The 18848-nt window shown below is 68.1% G+C and carries 21 protein-coding genes and 1 pseudogene; 11 read left to right on the top strand and 11 right to left on the bottom strand.

Annotation, left to right across the window (positions count from 1 at the left end):
- Window positions 1-138: 138 nt before the first annotated feature.
- Genes ACNPQM_RS30005 through ACNPQM_RS29980 form a run of 6 tightly spaced genes read right to left on the bottom strand, consistent with a single transcriptional unit; the run spans window position 139 to window position 5777 of the window.
- Window positions 139-903 (bottom strand): ABC transporter ATP-binding protein, encoded by a 765-nt coding sequence (locus ACNPQM_RS30005; protein ID WP_418086414.1) that lies wholly within the window; start codon window positions 901-903, stop codon window positions 139-141.
- Complete coding sequence (locus ACNPQM_RS30000) at window positions 903-1700, bottom strand: ABC transporter ATP-binding protein (protein WP_358862312.1); 798 nt, start codon at window positions 1698-1700, stop codon at window positions 903-905. The genes ACNPQM_RS30005 and ACNPQM_RS30000 overlap by 1 nt, the downstream gene beginning before the upstream one ends.
- The gene (locus ACNPQM_RS29995) at window positions 1697-2512 is read right to left on the bottom strand and encodes an ABC transporter permease (RefSeq protein ID WP_358862313.1); all 816 of its coding nucleotides are present in this window, start codon (window positions 2510-2512) and stop codon (window positions 1697-1699) included. The genes ACNPQM_RS30000 and ACNPQM_RS29995 overlap by 4 nt, the downstream gene beginning before the upstream one ends.
- A complete protein-coding gene (locus ACNPQM_RS29990; protein WP_358862314.1) occupies window positions 2509-3474 on the bottom strand; it encodes an ABC transporter permease in 966 nt (321 codons plus the stop codon). The genes ACNPQM_RS29995 and ACNPQM_RS29990 overlap by 4 nt, the downstream gene beginning before the upstream one ends.
- Window positions 3474-4991: an ABC transporter substrate-binding protein gene (locus tag ACNPQM_RS29985; protein WP_358862315.1), complete on the bottom strand. Its 1518-nt coding sequence runs from the start codon at window positions 4989-4991 to the stop codon at window positions 3474-3476. Before ACNPQM_RS29985 ends, ACNPQM_RS29990 begins: the two co-directional genes overlap by 1 nt.
- 48 nt (window positions 4992-5039) lie before the next feature.
- On the bottom strand, window positions 5040-5777 hold the full coding sequence (locus tag ACNPQM_RS29980; RefSeq protein WP_418086413.1) for a DUF1684 domain-containing protein: 738 nt from the start codon (window positions 5775-5777) through the stop codon (window positions 5040-5042).
- Between the two features lie 267 nt (window positions 5778-6044).
- Here ACNPQM_RS29980 and ACNPQM_RS29975 point away from each other — a divergent pair, with 267 nt between their 5' ends.
- Together ACNPQM_RS29975 and ACNPQM_RS29970 are read left to right on the top strand one after the other, a co-directional pair.
- Complete coding sequence (locus ACNPQM_RS29975) at window positions 6045-6344, top strand: hypothetical protein (RefSeq protein ID WP_358862317.1); 300 nt, start codon at window positions 6045-6047, stop codon at window positions 6342-6344.
- Window positions 6345-6558: 214 nt separating this feature from the next.
- Window positions 6559-6993, top strand: coding sequence for a CBS domain-containing protein (locus tag ACNPQM_RS29970; RefSeq protein ID WP_358862318.1), 435 nt, complete (start codon window positions 6559-6561; stop codon window positions 6991-6993).
- Window positions 6994-6999: 6 nt separating this feature from the next.
- Here ACNPQM_RS29970 and ACNPQM_RS29965 read toward each other — a convergent pair whose 3' ends face one another.
- Together ACNPQM_RS29965 and ACNPQM_RS29960 are read right to left on the bottom strand one after the other, a co-directional pair.
- Window positions 7000-7716, bottom strand: coding sequence for a hypothetical protein (locus ACNPQM_RS29965; RefSeq protein ID WP_418086412.1), 717 nt, complete (start codon window positions 7714-7716; stop codon window positions 7000-7002).
- The gene (locus ACNPQM_RS29960; protein WP_358862320.1) at window positions 7709-8293 is read right to left on the bottom strand and encodes an RNA polymerase sigma factor; all 585 of its coding nucleotides are present in this window, start codon (window positions 8291-8293) and stop codon (window positions 7709-7711) included. Before ACNPQM_RS29960 ends, ACNPQM_RS29965 begins: the two co-directional genes overlap by 8 nt.
- Window positions 8294-8626: 333 nt before the next feature.
- On the opposite strand from ACNPQM_RS29960, the gene ACNPQM_RS29955 reads away from it, so the two are divergent.
- Both ACNPQM_RS29955 and ACNPQM_RS29950 read left to right on the top strand, forming a co-directional pair.
- The gene (locus ACNPQM_RS29955) at window positions 8627-9070 is read left to right on the top strand and encodes a hypothetical protein (protein ID WP_418086411.1); all 444 of its coding nucleotides are present in this window, start codon (window positions 8627-8629) and stop codon (window positions 9068-9070) included.
- A 380-nt stretch (window positions 9071-9450) separates the two neighbouring features.
- Complete coding sequence (locus ACNPQM_RS29950) at window positions 9451-9783, top strand: hypothetical protein (protein ID WP_418086410.1); 333 nt, start codon at window positions 9451-9453, stop codon at window positions 9781-9783.
- 386 nt (window positions 9784-10169) lie between these two features.
- On the opposite strand, the gene ACNPQM_RS29945 is transcribed toward ACNPQM_RS29950, so the two are convergent.
- Both ACNPQM_RS29945 and ACNPQM_RS29940 read right to left on the bottom strand, forming a co-directional pair.
- A complete protein-coding gene (locus ACNPQM_RS29945; protein ID WP_358863290.1) occupies window positions 10170-10415 on the bottom strand; it encodes a hypothetical protein in 246 nt (81 codons plus the stop codon).
- Window positions 10399-10650: a DUF6400 family protein gene (locus tag ACNPQM_RS29940; protein WP_358863289.1), complete on the bottom strand. Its 252-nt coding sequence runs from the start codon at window positions 10648-10650 to the stop codon at window positions 10399-10401. Before ACNPQM_RS29940 ends, ACNPQM_RS29945 begins: the two co-directional genes overlap by 17 nt.
- A 364-nt stretch (window positions 10651-11014) precedes the next feature.
- Here ACNPQM_RS29940 and ACNPQM_RS29935 point away from each other — a divergent pair, with 364 nt between their 5' ends.
- Window positions 11015-11410, top strand: coding sequence for a TOBE domain-containing protein (locus ACNPQM_RS29935; RefSeq protein WP_358863288.1), 396 nt, complete (start codon window positions 11015-11017; stop codon window positions 11408-11410).
- Between the two features lie 145 nt (window positions 11411-11555).
- A pseudogene (locus ACNPQM_RS29930) lies at window positions 11556-11788 on the top strand (hypothetical protein); the annotation flags it as partial.
- Here the strand turns inward: ACNPQM_RS29930 and ACNPQM_RS29925 are convergent.
- Window positions 11770-12240 (bottom strand): molybdopterin-dependent oxidoreductase, encoded by a 471-nt coding sequence (locus ACNPQM_RS29925; RefSeq protein WP_358863287.1) that lies wholly within the window; start codon window positions 12238-12240, stop codon window positions 11770-11772. The pseudogene ACNPQM_RS29930 and the gene ACNPQM_RS29925 overlap by 19 nt on opposite strands.
- A 252-nt stretch (window positions 12241-12492) precedes the next feature.
- On the opposite strand from ACNPQM_RS29925, the gene ACNPQM_RS29920 reads away from it, so the two are divergent.
- The 5 genes from ACNPQM_RS29920 to ACNPQM_RS29900 all read left to right on the top strand — a co-directional run bounded on the left by ACNPQM_RS29920 (window position 12493) and on the right by ACNPQM_RS29900 (window position 18847).
- Window positions 12493-12762, top strand: a complete 270-nt coding sequence (locus ACNPQM_RS29920) for a TOBE domain-containing protein (protein ID WP_418086409.1) — start codon at window positions 12493-12495, stop codon at window positions 12760-12762.
- A gap of 50 nt (window positions 12763-12812) precedes the next feature.
- On the top strand, window positions 12813-13637 hold the full coding sequence (gene modA / locus ACNPQM_RS29915) for a molybdate ABC transporter substrate-binding protein (protein WP_358863285.1): 825 nt from the start codon (window positions 12813-12815) through the stop codon (window positions 13635-13637).
- Window positions 13634-14512 (top strand): molybdate ABC transporter permease subunit, encoded by an 879-nt coding sequence (modB, locus tag ACNPQM_RS29910; RefSeq protein ID WP_418086408.1) that lies wholly within the window; start codon window positions 13634-13636, stop codon window positions 14510-14512. The genes modA and modB overlap by 4 nt, the downstream gene beginning before the upstream one ends.
- A gap of 109 nt (window positions 14513-14621) precedes the next feature.
- On the top strand, window positions 14622-15713 hold the full coding sequence (locus ACNPQM_RS29905) for an ABC transporter ATP-binding protein (protein WP_418086407.1): 1092 nt from the start codon (window positions 14622-14624) through the stop codon (window positions 15711-15713).
- Between the two features lie 599 nt (window positions 15714-16312).
- Window positions 16313-18847, top strand: a complete 2535-nt coding sequence (locus tag ACNPQM_RS29900) for a Pls/PosA family non-ribosomal peptide synthetase (RefSeq protein ID WP_418086406.1) — start codon at window positions 16313-16315, stop codon at window positions 18845-18847.
- The last annotated feature ends 1 nt before the right edge of the window (window position 18848 follow it).

Raw genomic sequence — 18848 nt, 5'->3', positions numbered from 1 at the left:
ATCGGTTGCGGTGCCGACGGAGATCACGCCGGACGGACCGACGGCCGCTACCGGTCAGCGGAGGCGATACCGCAACCCAGTGCCCCTCCCGGCAATGCTTGCCGGGAGGGGCACTGGGGCGTGTTTCGAGCCCACCGGTCACACGGGCAGGCGCGGCACGCTGTCGACCAGGCGGCGTGTGTACGGGTGCGCGGGAGCACCCAGCACCTGTCCGGTTTCACCTTGTTCCACAATGCGGCCGCTCTCCAGCACGGCGGTGCGTTCGCACAGCGAGGCCACTACCGACAGGTCGTGGGAGACCATGACGAGAGTCAGGCCCTGCTCCTGCTTCAACTCGTTCAGCAGGTCGACCACTTTGACCCGGGTCGTGACGTCGAGCGCGCTGACGGGTTCGTCGGCGAGTAGCACCCGCGGGTCGCACACAGTCGCGCGCGCAATCGCGATGCGCTGGCGCTGGCCGCCGGAGAACTCGTGCGGATAGCGCTCGGCGGCGTCGGCCGGGAGTCCGACCCGCTCCAGGGCTTCGGCCACCTTGGGCGCGGCCGTGCTCCGGCTGTCGATACCGAGGGAACGCAGTGGTTCGGACACGATGCTGCCGACGCGCCGACGCGGGTCCAGCGACGAGTACGGATCCTGGAAGACACACTGCACACTGCGCCGGAAACGCCGCATCTGCTCACGGTCGCGCGGTTTCAGCTCGTCGCCGTCGAACCGGACCGTGCCGGAGGTCGCCCGGGCGAGCCCGAGCAGCAGCCGCAGCAGAGTGGTCTTGCCCGCTCCCGATTCGCCGACGAGGGCGAGGCTGCGCCCGGTCTCGACGGTGAAGGAGATGTCCTCGACGACGGACGCGGTGTGTCCCCGGTAGGCGAAGGAGGCTCCGTTCAGCTCAAGTACGGGCGTCATCACGCATTCCTCAGGTCAAGAGCCGATTCCAGCTGCCGCGCGCTCGCCACCAGCGCCCTGGTGTACTCCTCACGCGGCTCCCGCACGATCGTGCGGACATCGCCCTCCTCCACGGCGCGGCCGTCCTTCATCACCACGACGCGATCGGTGACCTTGGAGACGACTGCGAGGTCGTGGCTGACGAAGAGAACGGCCATGTCCCGTTCCCGTACGAGGGTGTCGAGCAGGTCGAGCATGTCGGACTGCACGGTGACGTCGAGCGCGGTCGTCGGTTCGTCCGCGATGAGCAGCTTCGGGTCGCATGCCAGTGCCATGGCGAGCGCGACGCGCTGCCGCTGCCCGCCGGAGATTTCGTGCGGGAAGGCACGGGCGATGCGGTCGGGCGCGGGCAGCCGCACCTGCTCCAGCGCGTCCACGACGGCCCGCTTCAGCTCGGCGCCCCTCAGCCCTCGCCTTCTGCCCAGCGGTTCGGCGATCTGCCTGCCGACACGCATCAGCGGATCGAGTGCGGTGAGCGGCTCCTGGAAGACGATGGCGGCGTCCCGGCCGCGTACGCCGGTGAGCTGCTTCTCGCTCGCGCCCACGATCTGGGTGCCGGCAAGTTCGATACCGCCGGTGGCCGTCATGCCGTCGGGCAGCAGGCCGAGCACGGCGAGGGTGGTCAGCGACTTACCGGAGCCCGACTCTCCTATGAGGCCGAGTCGTTCGCCGGGTGCGATGGTCAGCGAGAGGCCGTCGACGAGCGTGCGCCCGTCTGCCGTACGGATCCCGAGGTCGCGCACGTCGAGGATGTTCATGCGCGCCTCCGTCGGGCCGCCGGGTCGAGGGTGTCGCGCAGTCCGTCGGCGATGAGGTTCACGCCGACGACGAGCAGGACGAGCAGGATGCCGGGGGCGAGCGCGCCGGCCGGGGCCGTGGTGAAGGTCGCCTGCGCCTCCTGCAGCATGCGGCCCCACGAGGCGTTGGGCGGCGGTGCCCCCAGACCGAGGTAGGACAAACCGGCCTCGGCCAGCACCGCGAGCCCGAACTGGAGAGCCAGGTTCACCACGAGCGTCGGCCAGATGTTGGGCAGCACATGCCCGGCCACGATCCGCGGCCACGAGGTGCCGGATGTGCGCGCGGCCGTGATGTAGTCCTGCGCCAGCACCCGCTTGACCAGGATCCGCACGAGCCGTCCCACGACCGCGCTCTGCGCGAGACCGATCGCCAGCACGGCCGACCCCAGTGTGGCCGAGTGGGCGGCGACGATGAGCATCGCCAGCAGCAGCGTCGGGAAGGCGATCAGGATGTCGAGGAACGCGGAGAGCGTGTCGTCCAGCCAGCCCTGGGCGAACGCTGCCAGTACCCCCAGCGTGACGCCGACCGCGGCCGCGATGAGGACCGAGCCCAGGCCCGCCTCGAAGGCGACCCGGGAACCGGTCATCAGCTGGGTGAACAGATCACGTCCGAGCTTGTCGGTGCCCAGCAGATGTCCCGCGCCTGGGCCCGTGAGCCGTCCGCCGGACGTGTCGTCGGCGGCGTACGGGACCCAGAGGGCCGAGACCAGCGCAAGCAGAGCGATCAGGCCGGCCAGTACGCATCCGACGCTCAAGGTGTACGAGCGCTTCATCGGGTACCTCCCGAAAGCCTGCCCCGCAGCCGCGGGTCGATGATCCGCTGCACGAAGTCGGCCGCGAAGCCGATGATCAGCACCGCGAGCGTGGAAACGAACAGCACGCCCTGGATCACCGGATAGTCGTGCTGTGCGATACCGGTCGCGAGCAGGGAGCCGAGGCCGGGAAGCGCGTACACCGACTCCACGACGACCGCGCCCAGCAGTGTGGACGCCAGCTCGATACCGAGGATCGAGATCACCGGTACCGAGGCGTTACGCAGCCCGTGCCGCCACATGGCCTGCCCGAACGACGAGCCCAGCGCTCGCGCGGTACGCAGATAGTCGCTGTCCAGCACGTCGAGCGTGGCCGACCTGACGTAGCGGATCAGCGAGGCGCTCATCACGAGTGCGATGGTGATGACGGGCAGGACGAGTGAGCGGATCGCCTCGGCCGGCTGCGACCAGCCGTCCTGCGGGAAGCCGCCTGCGGGAAGCCAGCCGGCGTTCAGGGCGAACACGGCGATGAGAATCATCCCGAGCCAGAACACCGGTACGGCGATGCCCAGTTGGGAGACTCCGCTGAGCAGCGCGCCGTACCAGGTCCCGCGCCGATACGCGGCCACGAAGCCGACCGGGACGGCGATGAGGACTGCCAGGACGAACGCGGCGAGCGTGAGCGGGATGGTGACGTTCAGCCGCGAGCCGACCTCGGGCGCGACCGGCAGCGAGCTGACGAACGACGTACCGAGGTCACCGCTCGCCAACTGCCCGATCCAGTGGACGAACTGTTCGGGCAGCGGCTTGTCGGAGCCGATGGAGTGCCGCGCCGCCGCTATCTGCTCGGGGCTGGCGCCCACCGAGGTGAGCGCGTTTGCGGGGTCACCCGGCAGCATCCGCAGCAGCACGAACAGGACCACGCTCGCGAGCGCCAGCGACACCAGCAGGAAGGCGAGACGGCGCAGGAGATACCGCGCCATCAGCCCTTCTCGATGTCGTAGGCGAAGAACTGCGAGTTGAGGCCGTTGACCGGGTACCCCGAGAGCTTGCTGTTCGCCACGACGATCTGCGGGTACAGGTACAGCCAGTCGCTGGCTGCGTCCTCAGCAGTCCGGCGGTTGACCTTCTTCAGCAGCTCGGTCTGCTCAGCCGTGCCGGAGGCCTGCTCGGCCTGCTCGACCCACTTCGTGACCTGCTTGTTGTCGTAGCCCCAGTAGAAGTCGGGGTTGCCGTACCAGACCAGGTCGCGGTCGTTGACGTGTTCCTGGAGCGTGGCCGTGAAGTCGTGGTTCTTGTAGACCTTCGTGTACCACTCGTCCGGCGTGATCGTGTTGATCTTGACAGTGATGCCGACCTTGGCGAGCTGCGACTTGATGAAGGTCGCCGCGGTCGGGTGCGGGTCGTAGTTCGGGGTGTCGAGGGTGAAGGTGAAGCCGTTCTGGTATCCGGCCTCGGCGAGCAGCTTCTTGGCGCGCGCAGTGTCGTAGCCGTTGACCTTGGTGAGGTCCTCGTACCAGGGGTCGGTGGGCGGCACCATCGAGCCGATGAGCTTGCCGTAGCCTCCCCAGACCGACTCCAGGAGCTTCTTGTCGTCGATGGCGGCGGAGACGGCCTGGCGGACCTTGACGTCCGTGAACGGCTTGGCCTTGTCGTTGAAGGCGAGGAGCAGCTTGGTCGTCGAATCGCCGTCGTTGACCTTGTAGTTCTGGTTGTTCTTGAACTGGTCGAGGGAGTCGGGCGACTGCTCGCTCGTGACCACGTCCACGGCGTTGGTCAGGAGCGCGTTGTTCAGAGCGGTCGCGTCCTTGTAGTAGTGGAAGACGACCTGCTTGTTCTTGGCAGCTTCACCCCAGTAGCCGGCGAACCGGTCGAGGCTGAGAGCGGAGCCGTGGGTCCACTTGTCCAGCCGGTACGGGCCGGTGCCGTCCTCGCTCGTCTTGAGTTCCTGCGCCGCGGAGTTGATGATCCACACGTAGGAGAGGTTGTAGACGAAGGAGATGGACTTCTTCGACAGCTGGACCTTCACGGTGCGAGCGTCCGGTGTCTCGACGGACTTGATGACCTCGAGATTGCTCTTGCGCGCGGACTGCGAGTCCTTGGCGATCACCTTCTCCAGGCTGTACTTGACGTCCTGGCTGGTGAGCTTCTTGCCGCTGTGGAACTTCACGCCGTCGCGGAGGGTGAACGTGTACGTGAGTCCGTCGTCGCTGACCTTGTAGTCCTGGGCGAGCAGCTTCTCGACCTTGCCGTCGTCGGTGAGCTTGAACAAGCCTTCGTACACATTGCCGTTGAGCGCCTCGGTGACGCCCTGGCCGCCGCCCGCGGTGTTGTCGAGATTCTGCGGCTCGTAGAGCGAACCGATGTTGACCGTGGCGTTCTTGTCGTAGGCCCCTCCGGCCGCGCCGCCCCCGTTGGAGCCCCCGCCGCAGGCGGTGAGGGTCAGGGCAAGAGCAGCGGCGGACACGCCGCCGTACAGGGAGGTCTTCTTGATGCTCATCAGGAGTATGCGCTTTCGTGCTGCGAGGCGGGAGTGCGAGGAGAGTGATCAGTGCTGCGCGAGGAAGCCGTCGCGGAAGACGGGGTGCTTCTCGCCGGCCTCGACGGGCAGGTGGAAACGGTTCTGCCGCGGCGGCATCGGACAGTTGTACTGGTCGGAGAATCCGCAGGGCGGCACGAAGGCGCGGTTGAAGTCGAGAAGGACACGGCCTTCGCCGATGTGGGTGACGAAGAGGAAGCGCCCGGCACCGTAGGTGGTGTCGCCGTTGGTGGGGTCACCGAAGACGAGCAGCAGGGTGCCGTCGTCGTCGAAGGCGCTCAGCGTGTAGTTCCGGCCGTCCAGGGTGAGCACGATGTCTCCGGGCACGGCGAGGTCACGGGTGCCGCCGTTGTCCCGGATGTGCTCGAACCCGACCCGCCGGGCACCGGGCACCGGGGTGTACGAGGCCTCCAGCACCCAGGCCGGGTCGTACGGGAAGACATCGGTGTGATCGAAGTTCTGGATCGCGGGCGACTGCGCGTCCCAGAAGCGCAGACCGTGCTCGGGGTCGCCGGTGACGAAGTCGGTGCGCTCGACTGTGGTGACCGTCACTGTCTCCGGCTGTCCGGCACGGGCCGCATCGAGGTCGGGGCGCTCACCGGCGGGGGCCCAGCGGGTCTCGACGAGCGCGAGGTTCCCCGCAGGCGAAGTGACCGAGCGGTGCCGCTCGGCGCGCCATGCCTCCCAGTCCGCGGCGGGGTCGGTCGGCTGATCCGGGACGGCGGCGTGGGACACGGCTTTACTCATTCGCGTAGACGATCGCGGCTGCCACACGTCGAATGTCACATTGCGTGAAGTTCAGCCCAAAGGACCTTCTTTATCTTCCATAAGGCGAGCTAATGTCAAGTCGGCCTGCATAGTGAGACCGGGGCGGGAGCCGCAGGTCAGCCGGGCCATCGGCAGGCAGGCATGGAATCCGAACCTCGGCATGCGACGTGCGGCCTACCGGAGCACGCTGGTGCTGAGGCTGCTTGTCCCCTCGACCGGCAGCCTGCCAGGAAAGGGGTGGCAGCCATGTTCGCGAGGCTGAGCACCTACCAGGGTTCACCGGTGCCCACAGACGGAAACCTGACCGCGAACTGGGAGGCAATTCTCAGGCAGATCCGGGAGGTTTCCGGCTTCCGGGGCATGTACTACCTCATCGACCGGGCCTCCGGGAAGGCCACATCGCTGACTCTGTGGGATGACGAGCAGGCCATGCAGGCCAGCGAGGGCCGGGCCACCCGGCTCCGCGAGGAAGTCGCCCACAGGGAAGGCCAGCGGATCGTCTCGGTCGAGCGCTTCGAGGTGGGATTCGGCCACATGGAGCCATAGCGGTCGGCGGTCCGGATGTCGACCGCGCCGCACAGTTGCCGGGCCGACGCTTGCGGGCGACGGCACATGACAGGTTGCACGAGTGCCCGGATCCCCGCCCTGTCGCGGCCGATTCGGGATCCACTCCTTCTCCGACACATCCGGCGGGCGACGCTGAGCCATTCGTGTTGTGATCGAAGACGGAGGGGCAATGCTGTCGAGGACGGAGGACGTCATGGCTGCCAAGCTGCGAGCGCGAGACATCATGTCCAGTGGCGTGCAGTGCGTCGGTGCGCACCAGTCGCTGCTCGATGTGGCGAAGATGATGCGCGATCTCAACGTCGGCTGCCTGCCCATCTGCGGCGACAACAACAGGCTCACCGGCTTGATCACCGACCGAGACATCGTCATCACGTGCTGCGCCGAGGGAGTCGACCCCGCGACCGTGCAGGCCGGATCCCTCAGCGCCAAGGTCCACTGGATCGATGCCGAAGCGGATGCCTCCAAGGTCCTGACGACCATGGAGGAACATCAGATCAAGCGGCTGCCGGTGATCGATGTCCAGGGCGGCCACCGCCTGGTCGGCATGATCACGGAGGCCAATCTCGCGAAGAACCTGAGCGACGAACAAGTCGCCGAGTTCGCGAGCCGCGTGTACGCGACCGCTTAGAGGAGCTCAGTAGGACTGTCCGAAGGTGGCGTCGGCCAGCACAGTGCCGCCGGCGGTGAGCAGGCGGACGCTGGTGACCGGCGCCGTGCCGGCGGAGTAGGGCGCGCCCCAGGCACCGTAGCCGTCCTTGCTGAGGGCGAAGGTACCGACCTGGACGGTGGAGCCGTCGGCCCGCTGCAGCTCGCAGCGGACAGGGCCGGAGTGCCCCTCGGCGTCCACCGCCATGTACAGCCAGGGCGACGCTCCGGTGTAGAGGAAAACCTGCCCGCGCGATTCGCCCCCGTGGGTGAGTCGGGCGGTGAGCAGCTGAGGCTGCACCGGAGAGACGATCGGTGCGACCGGGGCCGGACGTCCGACGGATGCGCCGAGCACCCAACCACCACCACCCAGGGCCAGGCCCGCCGCGACTGCCGCCGCAGCGAGGGCGAAGCGCCGCCACGGTACGCGCCGCCACGGTACGCGCCGGAGCGGCCGTCGACCGGAGGGCAGGCCCAGCCGGTCGATCACCCTGTCCTCGAAGCCGACCGGCGGTTCGCTTCCCGGGACAAGATCCAGCAGTGCGTCCGCCGTGGCCACCAGTTCGTGGACGTATTCGCGGCAGGCGGGACAGTGCTCCAGGTGGTCCATCGCCCCGGCCCGCTCCTTGGCGGGCAGAATGCCGAGCGCCAGCTCCGCACCGACCTCCCGGAGCTGCTCACAGGTGAATCCACGGCTCTCAGTCATCGTGGTCCGCCTGCCTGGTTGCGAGGGACGCGCGGAGCTTGCCCATGGCTGCCCTGACCCGGGTCTTGGCGGTACCGAGCGGGATCTTCTCGAAATCGGCGACCTGCTGAGCCGTCATCCCGTAGATACCGGCCATCACCAGAGCACGTGCCTGATCGCGCGGCAGCGCGGCAACCGCTCGACGCAATTCCGCTGCGGCTTCGGCGGAGAGCGCCTGCTGCTCCGGCGTGCTGGTGACGGTCTCCATCATGTTCTCCAGGTCCGTGGGGTCGACTGGAGTGGCCTTGCGGGCACGTACGGCGTCGATCGCGAGGTTATGTGCGATGGCCGCCAGCCAGGTGGGCACCGATCCCCGGCGCGGGTCGTAGACCTGAGCGTGTCGGCAGGCACGCTCAAAGGTCTGCTGGGCGATGTCCTCGGCGAGCTGGACGTCTCCGATCACAGCGACGGCCACGCCGAAAACTCGGCGCTGGAACCGCCGGACGAAGGCCACGGCGATCTCGGGATCGCCGGTCATGAGGGCGGCCAGCAGCGCTTCGTCAGGCACCCGCTCCAGGGGAATGCCAATCCTGCGCATACTCCCTACGTAACACGGGCCTCCAGGGATTTCCTCCGCCCGGCAACCCTCGGCGCTGCCGAAGAGCCGGGACAGAACCCGTGTCGCGGCCCAGGTACCGGGGCCCCCTCGCGCGAACCCGCCACTCGACCCACCCGGACCCGGACCGGGCTGATCATGAACCCTTGGCCCGGTACGACCGTAGGTAACAAAGGCACGCTCTTACGAACGGCAGCGGCCGGCCGGTCCCAGGACCGGAAGGCCCGGCGGGCAACGGAAGCGCCCCGGCGTGGCCCGGTCCAGTCCCTGCCAGAAGCACGGCGGCGTCGGCCGCCCCGGACCCCTGGAGTCGTGATGACGTCTCGCACGACCCACCTCGCACTGCGCGGGACCGCAGCGTTCTGCGCCCTGGTCAACGCGGTGATCCATCTCTCGCTGGTCCCTTCCCACCTCACGGAGATGCCCTACATCGGCATCCTGTTCCTGGTCGGCAGCGTGGTGATGCTCGGCGTCGCCGCAGGGCTTGTCCTGCAGAAGCAACCGCTCGGCGTCTGGCTGATCGGGGCAGCTACCAGCATCGTCATGATCATCGGATTCCTGCTGTCGCGCACCGTCGGATTGCCTGACTATCGCGAAGCCGGCTGGGAGCCTCCGTACGGCGTCCTGTCCCTGGTGGTGGAAGGCATCTTCGTTCTCACCTTTCTGGCCTGGCTCAAAAAGGGCGGCGCCGAGCGGGTTGCGGATCTGCGGCCCCGAGGCGCGCCCCGCATGAAGGCTCCGTCGGCGCGGTTGCCGTAAACGGGGACACGGCCCTGTTTCGTCACCTCCGTCGCCTTCACGACTTCGCTCACACTCGTACGGATATGTACATTTCTGACGCTTTGCGAAGTTGTTACCTGTGCGGGTGGTGCACCCCGGAACGCGGTCGTAGCGTCGATACCGGAACAACCGTCGAAAGGGGCCGGCAGCGCCGTTCGGTGTCTGCTCCGAAGTCGCGGATCGCACCTTGGGGCGAACCAGGCAGTACATGGAGACCAGATGGGCTCGGAGAGAGACGGCTGGGAGCGGACATGCAGAGACACAAGCTGAAGGCAGCGGTATTGATCTGTGCCGCGGCATCGCTCGCAACAGCGGCCGCACCGGCATCCGCTTCCACAGGGACGCGGTCACCCGCCGACGTGGTGATCGTCGACTGCTTCTCACATCCTCAAGTACGCCCGAACGATTTCTTGATCGCCTGCGGGGATGGCAACAGCATCCTCACCGCACTCCGGTGGTCGGATTGGAAACCGAATTTCGCCGCGGGCCGCGGCCTCAACGTAGTGAACGACTGCCAGCCGTTCTGCGCCGCCGGCACGTTCCACCCCTACCCCGTGACCGTCAGGCTCGACCGCTCGCAGCCGTGGAACAAGAATCCTCACCAACGGCACTTCACCCAGCTCCGCCTCGTCTTCACCGACAGCAGGCCCTCGGGGATGCCCAGAGTCGTGACATACCAGCTCTGGAACTGACGCCCCATCCCCTGATCGGCCATCTGCCATGGCGCCTCTCGGACACGCCCCGAGGGGCGCCTTCCGTTTCGTCGGCGTACCCCTCTCCGGAGCCAACAGCCCTCTCGCAGCAGCCGGTCGCGCAGCTGCTCCTCGGTGGAGAGGCCCCGCCGAGCGGTGATCAAGCGGCCACTGGGGCGTGTTTCGAAAGTGGCGTCGTCCGCCCCAGGGCGGGCCGGGCGGCGTCCGGTGCGTGCGATCGCAGGGCGGAGGGTCGTCCCGATACCGGTCGTATCGGGGCGAGCCCGACAACGCGGCGAGCGTGCGTGCCGGACGCCGCCCGGCAGGCGGGACTTTCGAAACACGCCCTGGCATGAGCCGCGACTTTTCGCTCGGCCCGCCGTCGGTCAGAAGCCGGGGGCGCTGTCCTCGCGGCAGGTGACGCCAGGCCGCGTGTTCACTGACCACATGTGCGTGCACTGCGGGCACTGGAGGTGAACGACCGGCCCCTTGGTGGATATCAAATAGCGCCAGTGATCAGCGCAGTTACGGCGGTCGGCGCAGGTTCCGCAATGGCGGGCGTCGTCGCAGACGGGGCAGGCCATCCAGGCGCGGCGGGAAGCATCCGCCTGCGGGTCAATGGGCAGCTTCACGGCCTGGCTCCCCTCCTGGCAGGACACCGGCCGCCACCAGCAGGTCGTAGGTGCGCTGCTGCTCGGCGTCCAGGCCCGAGTAGAGGAGTGTGTACGCCTCATCCTCGCCTTGGAGAACGCTGACCGGGTCCCAGTCGGGCCCGAGCGCGGCCACGACCTCGGCCCGTCGCCGGACTTCATCGAAGGTCAGATCGATCGAGAAGGGTATGAGATCGGTGGGATCTTCCTTGTTCATGGCGAAACTTCCGATGCGCTGGTGGAATTCCACATGTACCAGGCGACCACAGCAACGGGGAAGGGTGACCTAAGTTGCCCTGGGGCGAGGCGGCACCCGGCCCATCGGCAAGGAATCCTCGGATCGGCCGACAGGGGTGGGGCGTTGCCGGCACCGGAGCCCCGACGGCAGACACGGTCCAGGCACGGCACTGTGACGTACTTCATGACCTGCCTCACGGAATGGGCCGCGACCCGGCCACGGGGAGGCGGGCCCAACGGGCCGGGGCCGAACGTCGAAGCCCACTCACATGGTGTGGCACATTCCAACACGACCACACGCAAGGGCTTGCATATGCAAGGAATATGCATCTATCTTGGCGCTTATGCAATCCTACACAATTGGGCAGGCGGCCCGTCTGTTGGGCGTGAGCCCTGATACCGCGCGACGGTGGGCGGATGCCGGCCGGGTGGCCACGCATCGCGACAAGGGTGGACGCCGCCTCATCGACGGCAAGGATCTGGCCGCCTTCTCGATCGAGGTCGCCAGGACCGGTGGTGGCGAGGAGGACGCCCCGTACACCTCTGTCCGCAACGCCTTTCCGGGCATCGTCACCGCCGTCAAACTCGGCGATGTCGCGGCCCAGGTGGAGATCCAGGCCGGGCCGCACCGGCTGGTCTCGCTGCTGACCCGGGAGGCCGTGGAGGAGCTGGGCCTGGAGGTCGGCGTGGAGGCCACCGCCCGCGTGAAGTCGACCAGCGTGCACATCGACCGCACCTGATCGGACACGTGCGGGCGTGGCGGCCGTGGGTCACGCCCGAGCAGGAGTGCGCCCCCGCACCGGCCGATGCCCCGCCGTCGCCGTACGGCGCGGAGAGCTCAATGGCCGTGTCGCGTCTCCTCAACTCCTTTGCAGGGCGCGGCGGTCGAAGTCGATGAGCGAGGCCCGTCCGGCCCCACCGCCCCGGCCTTCGCGAACGCCCTGCGGGACGCCACCGGCGTGCGCTTCACGGAACTTCCTACGACCCGCGACCGGGTATGCCCGGCCCCGGACACGGCGGGAGTGGCGGCTGCGCACAGCCGAGGACGAGCAGCCCCTCACGGAACTGGCGAATCCCCCACCGGTTCGCCTCGCCGGTGTCACGTCCACACCGCGTAGCCGCCGTCCACGCGTATCGCGCTGATGCCGCTGATGTGCCGGGCGCCGCAGCGGTCCTGGGGCAGCACGAGCTGCGGGCCCGCCTTGTCGAGCGGGGTGTCGTCGATGCTGGCCGCAAGCAGGACGGACGCACGGCCGAAGTCGGGGTCGATCTCCGCCCAGGACAGGACGGCGTGGTGGCCGTCCGCGCCCGCCACGGCGATCAGGAAGCGCAGGCGGTCCTTGCGCCGGGCGGGGTCGAAGGCGGGGCCGGCGTCGGACAGGACATCGTGCAGCAGCGGTCCTGCGAAGCGATGGTGCCGGATGCCGCTGGTGGCGCACTCAAAGCTCACCTGCACCCGCTGCTGGGGCCAGGCGAGCAGGTCGGGCACCGTCAGCCGGGCCGGCCGCGCAAGATCGCCGGTCAGGGCGACCTCGGCCACCGGATCGGCGGCCGGAAGGAAATGACTCACGGGCTACCACCTCCCGGATGTCGATACCCAGGCGGCAGTCCCGTATAAACGCACATGCACACCACCTCTCACAGACAGTCCAGCTCATGCGATGCCACAGGTGACTTCCACCTCGTATCTGCGGCAGTATGATGTGCACATGCACACCTGCCGGATCGGGGAAGCAGCCGCCTTGATGTCAGCGCCGACACACTGCGGCGCCGGGTCGGGGCCGGGACACTGCGGGCCGAACGTCACGAGCTGGGCCGGCGGATGATCCGCGGGCCGGAACCGGCTTCCTTCGACCGGGAGTTGCGCCACACCGAGCGGACGAACAACGGATCCTCGGCGCGCAGCCACCTCGCCGGGACCGTCACCGACGTGATCCTCGGAGAGGTGTCGGCGCGGGGAAAGATCCAGGCCGGGCCGTTCCGGGCGGTGTCCACCCTCAGCCGGGACTGGGCTGAGGAACCGGCGCCGGAACCCGGCGTTCCGGCGCTTGCCGTGCTCAAGTCGACCCACGTGGTCGTCGAGCGACCGTAGAAGAGTCCGACGCACTCTTCCGGAAGAAACCAGAGGGAGTAGCCCCCGTGATGACCCGTTCCGCACGCCGGACCCGCCGGACCCTGCAGGTGGCCGGCGCAGGCGCCGCTGCGCTGCTGGCACTGAGCGCCTGCTCCTCGTCCGACAGCTCCTCGGCCAAGCCGGACTCCTCGGGGTCCACGGGCTCGTCGAAGAAGCTCTCCGGCACGGTGACCGTCTTCGCCGCCGCCTCGCTCAAGGAGAGCTTCACGACCCTGGGCAAGGGGTTCGAGAAGGCCCACCCGGGCACAAAGGTCACCTTCAACTTCGGCGGCAGCGACACCCTCGCCGCCAGCATCACCGGTGGCGCCCCGGCCGACGTCTTCGCCGCCGCCAGCCCGAAGACGATGGGGATCGTCACCGATGCGAAGGACGCGGTCGGCACGCCGTCCACCTTCGTACGCAACCAGCTGGAGATCGCGACCCTGCCGGGCAACCCCGACAAGGTCTCCTCCCTCAAGGACCTCACCAAGTCCGGCCTGAAGGTCGTGCTGTGCGACAAGACGGTGCCGTGCGGGGCGGCCGCGCAGAAGGCGCTGGAGGCCAGCAAGCTCAAGCTCACCCCGGTCTCGTACGAGCAGGACGTCAAGAGCGCCCTGACCAAGGTGGAGTTGAAGGAGGCCGACGCCGCCGTGGTCTACAAGACCGATGTGAAGGCAGCGGGTGACAAGGTGGAGGGCGTGGAGTTCCCCGAGTCCGCCGAGGCCATCAACGACTACCCGATCACGCTGCTCAAGGACGCGCCCAACGCCGACGCGGCGAAGGCGTTCATCGCGTTGGTCCAGTCCGCGGAGGGCCAGAAGGTCCTGACGGCGGCCGGGTTCCTCAAGCCGTGACCGAGCTGGACAAGTCCGGCGCCGCGGACGAGCTCCTCATGGGTGGCGACGCCCGCGGGGGCCGGCCGCGGCGCCGGCGCGTCCGCACGGACGCCCGGGGCAGGGTGCCTCTGCCTCTTCTACTGCCCGCCCTCGTCGGACTGGCGTTTCTGTCGCTGCCACTGATCGCCCTTCTCGTACGGGCTCCCTGGCGCACCCTGCCGGACCAGCTGACCAGCACAGAGGTGTGGCAGGCCCTTCAGCTGTCCCTGGTGTGCGCGACCGCGGCGACCGCGGTGAGCCTGGTGCTGGGCGTGCCGCTGGCCTGGCTTCTCGCGCGCACCGACTTCCCGGGGCGGGGTTTCGTACGGGCCCTGGTGACGCTGCCGCTCGTCCTGCCGCCGGTGGTGGGTGGTGTGGCACTGCTGCTGGCGCTGGGACGCAACGGTGTCGTGGGGCAGTGGCTGGACTCGGCCTTCGGGGTCACGCTGCCGTTCACGACGGCGGGGGTGGTGGTCGCGGAGGCGTTCGTGGCGATGCCGTTCCTCGTCATCAGTGTGGAGGGCACGCTTCGGGCGGCCGATCCCCGGTACGAGGAGGCCGCCGCCACACTGGGCGCCTCGCGCTTCACCGCGTTCCGCCGGGTCACCCTGCCGCTGATCGCGCCGGGCATCGCAGCGGGTTCCGTGCTGGCGTGGGCCCGCGCGCTCGGCGAGTTCGGCGCGACGATCACCTTCGCGGGCAACTTTCCCGGCCGTACGCAGACCATGCCGCTGGCCGTCTACCTGGCCCTGCAGAACGATCCGGCCGCCGCCATCGCGCTGAGCCTGGTCCTGCTCGCCGTGTCGATCGCCGTCCTGGCCGGACTGCGGGACCGTTGGATGACGGCCTCATGACCCGAACCGCCCGTGAGCCACTCGCAGTCCGCCCCGGATCGCCGAGACGCCGGACCGCCGGCGCGTCCGTTCCTGTTCCCCCACCGCGCAACCGCTGGACGAACCCCTCATGACGGACATCGACGATGCCCCGGGCAGCCTCCCCGCCACGGACGCACCCGCCGCAGGCCTGGACGCCCATCTGGTCGTCAGCCACGGCTTCTTCCATCTCGACGTGGCGTTGACAGCCGCGCCCGGCGACGTCGTGGCGCTCCTCGGACCCAACGGCGCGGGCAAGACCACCGCCCTGCGCGCGCTCGCAGGTCTCACCCCGCTCACCGGCGGTCATCTGCGCCTCGACGGCGTCGCGCTGGACCGTACACCGCCCGAGTTCCGTCCGGTCGGCGTCGTCTTCCAGGACTACCTGCTCTTCCCGCACCTGTCCGCCCTCGACAACATTGCGTTCGGCCCCCGCTGCCAGGGCGCGTCCAAGGCCGAGGCACGCGCACAGGCCGCCGAGTGGCTGGACCGCATGGGCCTCGCCGACCACGCCGGCGCCAAACCCCGTCGGCTCTCCGGCGGGCAGGCCCAGCGCGTCGCGCTCGCCCGCGCACTGGCCACCCACCCCCGGCTGCTGCTGCTCGACGAACCGCTGGCCGCGCTCGACGCCCGCACCCGTCTCGACGTACGCGCCCAACTCCGCCGCCACCTCGCCGGCTTCGAGGCGGTCGCCGTGCTCGTCACGCACGATCCGCTGGACGCCATGGTGCTGGCCGACCGGCTGGTCGTCATCGAGCACGGCCGGGTCGTCCAGGAGGGCACCCCTGCCGACATCGCCCGCCATCCACGTACCGACTACATCGCCCAACTGGTCGGCCTGAACCTCTACAAGGGGCTGGCCGAGGGACACACCGTGCGGCTGGACGCCGGCCGGGCGATCACCACCGCCGAGGATCTCACCGGCCCCGCCTTCGTCGCGTTCCCGCCCGGCGCGGTCACTCTCCACCGCGACCGGCCCACCGGCTCCAGCGCCCGCAACCTGTGGCACTGCGAGGTCACCGGACTCGAGGCGCACGGCGACCAGATCCGCGCGGACCTCACCGGCGAGCTCTCCCTCGCCGCCGACCTGACCACGGTCGCCGCAGCCGAACTCGACCTCTATCCGGGAGCCCCGGTCTGGGCCACGGTCAAGGCCGCGCAGACGCACGCATACCCGGCCTGACGCAGCGCTAGGGCGTGTTTCGAAAGTCCCGCCTGCCGGGCGGCGTCCGGCCCGCACGCTCGCTGCGTGCCAGACGCCGCCCGGCCCGCCCTACGGCCGGACGACGCTACTTTCGAAACAGGCCATAGCCCCGGCCGGGGCCGGAAGCCCCGAACGCCGGGGATTCAAGGCCCGGCACATTCCGGGCAGCCCCGACCTGCCAGGCACTCCGTTGCCCGCCACCGGCGCCGTTCCCTCCCGGATCAGGCCCACGCCACTCGTATGCAGTAGGGCCAGATCCGGGTGCAGCTCATCGCCGTCCCCTTGGGCGGGATCGTGGATGAGGCATGAAATCGGGCAGCGAGTACGCCGCCCTCCCGCCGTCAGGCCTCCGGTAGCGAGGACCACCTGGCGCCGCCGAGAGCTGCAGCCGCGCCGACGTGATCGAGTTCGAGTGGCAGCCCGACGGTGAACGGCAGAGACTGGGCAACGGTTGAGGAACTGGCCACCAGATCCCGACCTCAGAATTCCGGATTACTCGCTCCGGCCATCGAAAGCGCGAGTATCAGGGCGCCGACCGCCATGGCCGATCGCGCTCGAATGTCGCTCAAGGAGCTCGCATGGAGGAGAAATCCGTCGACGTCCTGACGCCCGGGCCGGATGAATCTGCGACCGACAAGCGCAGGTACACCGGCCCGAGGACTGACATCGAAAGAGATCTCGCCGAGGTACTGGCCGACGTCATATGCGTCGAACGGGTGTCGGTCGACAGCCACTTCTTCGATGACCTCGGCGCCAACTCGCTGGTGATGGCCCAATTCTGCGCACGGCTCAGGAAGCGGACGGACCTCCCATCAGCGTCGATGAAGGATATCTACCGGCACCCCACGATCCGACATCTGGCGACGGGGCTCGCGGACGCCGCGCCCACCCCTGTCGAGTCGTCGGTCCCGGTGCCGACCGAGGTGGTGGTCCCTGCCGGCACGGCGCGGTACGCCCTCTGTGGAACGCTGCAGTTCCTGCTTTTCCTGGGATATTCCTTCCTCGCCGGACTGGGTGCCGACCGAGGCTATGCATGGGTCTCCGCCGACTCGGATGTGATCGGCATCTACCTGCGATCGTTCGTCTTCGGCAGCGTCGGATTCGTCGGCCTGTGCACCTTCCCGATCGTGGCCAAATGGCTCCTCATCGGCCGGTGGAAATCGCGCGAATTCCCGGTCTGGGGTCTGACGTATCTGCGCTTCTGGACTATCAAGGTGCTGATACACGCCAACCCGATGATCTTCTTCGTCGGCAATCCCCTGTACGTGCTTTACCTGCGAGCCCTCGGCGCACGGATCGGCAAGGGGGTCACGATCCTCTCCCGCAACATCCCGGTCTGCACCGACCTGCTCACCATCGGCGCCGGCACGGTGGTCCGCAAAGACTCGTTCTTCCTCTGCTACCGGGCACACGCCGGCCGTATCCAGACCGGCCCGGTCACCCTGGGCCGTGACGTGTTCATCGGCGAGAAGACCGTGCTCGACATCGACACGTCGATGGGCGACGGAGCGCAACTCGGCCACACCTCCACGCTGTACAGCGGCCAGGTGGTCCCTGACGGCCAGCGCTGGCACGGATCACCGGCACAGCCCACCGAGCATGACTACCTGAGCATCGGGCCGGCCAAGTGCGGCACGCTGCGTCGGGCCGGCTTCGGCCTCATCACCCTGCTTCAGCTGTTCTTCCTCTACCTGCCGCTGGCTGTCGGGGGCGCCTACATGCTGGCGACCCTGGTTCCGGCGCTGCACAACCGGCTGGGCCCGAGTTCTGTGGGGTTCACCTCGCCGGATCTCTACATCGACGCGCTGATCCTTTCCTTCGTGCTGTTCTTCGGCTTCGTCGTCGTGGGCCTTGCCGTCCTGTTCACCGTTCCGCGCCTGCTGAACCTGGCCGTCAAACCGGACAAGGTCTATCCGCTGTACGGGTTTCATTACTCGGTGCACCGGGCGATCGGGCACATGACCAACATCAAGTTCTTCGCATGGCTGTTCGGTGACAGCTCCTACATCGTCCACTATCTACGGGGCCTGGGATACGATTTGTCCCGGGTCGAGCAGACCGGGTCGAACTTCGGCACGGAAGTGCAGCAAGAGTCCCCGTTTCTGTGCTCGGTCGGCAGCGGAACGATGGTCGCTGACGGGCTCTCCATCATCAATGCCGAATTCTCGAGCACATCCTTCCGGGTGTCCCGGGCCTCGATCGGTCCACGCAACTTCCTCGGGAACAACATCGCCTATCCCTCAGGGGCCAGGACGGGCGAGAACTGTCTCCTCGCGACGAAGGTGATGATTCCGCTCGATGGCGAGGTACGCGAAGGGGTGGGCCTGCTCGGCTCACCATGCTTCGAGATTCCCCGGTCGGTCGAGCGCGACTCCCGGTTCGACCATCTCCGGACCGGTGACGAATTGCGCCGCAGCCTCGCGGCGAAGAACCGCTACAACATCCGCTCGATGGTCTTCTTCCTGCTCGTGCGGTGGCTGCACTTCTTCGTGCTCACGATGCTCGGCCTGGCGAACGCCGATCTGTACGACTCCTACGGGCATGTGCTGATCGCTGTATTCCTGGTGTTGAGCCTTGGGTTCACCGCTGTCTACTTCGTACTGGTGGAGCGCGGCATCGCGGCATTCCGCGCGCTCCGACCGCGGTTGTGTTCCATCTACGACCCGTACTTCTGGTGGCACGAGCGCCTCTGGAAGGTGCCTGACACGTACCTCAACGTCTTCAACGGCACCCCTTTCAAGAACGTGATCTGGCGGATGCTGGGGGTTCAGCTCGGCAGCCGGGTCTTCGATGACGGCTGCTATTTGACGGAGCGGACGCTCACCACCATCGGGAGCGATTGCACGCTCAATGCGGGAAGCAAGATCCAGTGCCACTCTCAGGAGGACGGCACCTTCAAGTCCGATCGCAGCACCATCGGCGCAGGCTGCACCATCGGTGTGGGAGCACACGTCCACTACGGCGTGACGATGGGCGACGGCGCCGTGCTCGCCCCGGACTCCTTCCTCATGAAAGGCGAGGAAGTCCCGCAGCACGCACGCTGGGGAGGAAATCCCGCCGCGGAGACGCGAGACGCCCCTGATCAGCCCGAGGCACTGACGCGGAAGGCGTAGC

Source organism: Streptomyces sp. NPDC056231 (assembly GCF_048270745.1).
Classification (GTDB): domain Bacteria; phylum Actinomycetota; class Actinomycetes; order Streptomycetales; family Streptomycetaceae; genus Streptomyces.
Note: the sequence above shows the minus strand (reverse complement) of the source record. Positions and strands in the feature narration are given on the sequence as shown.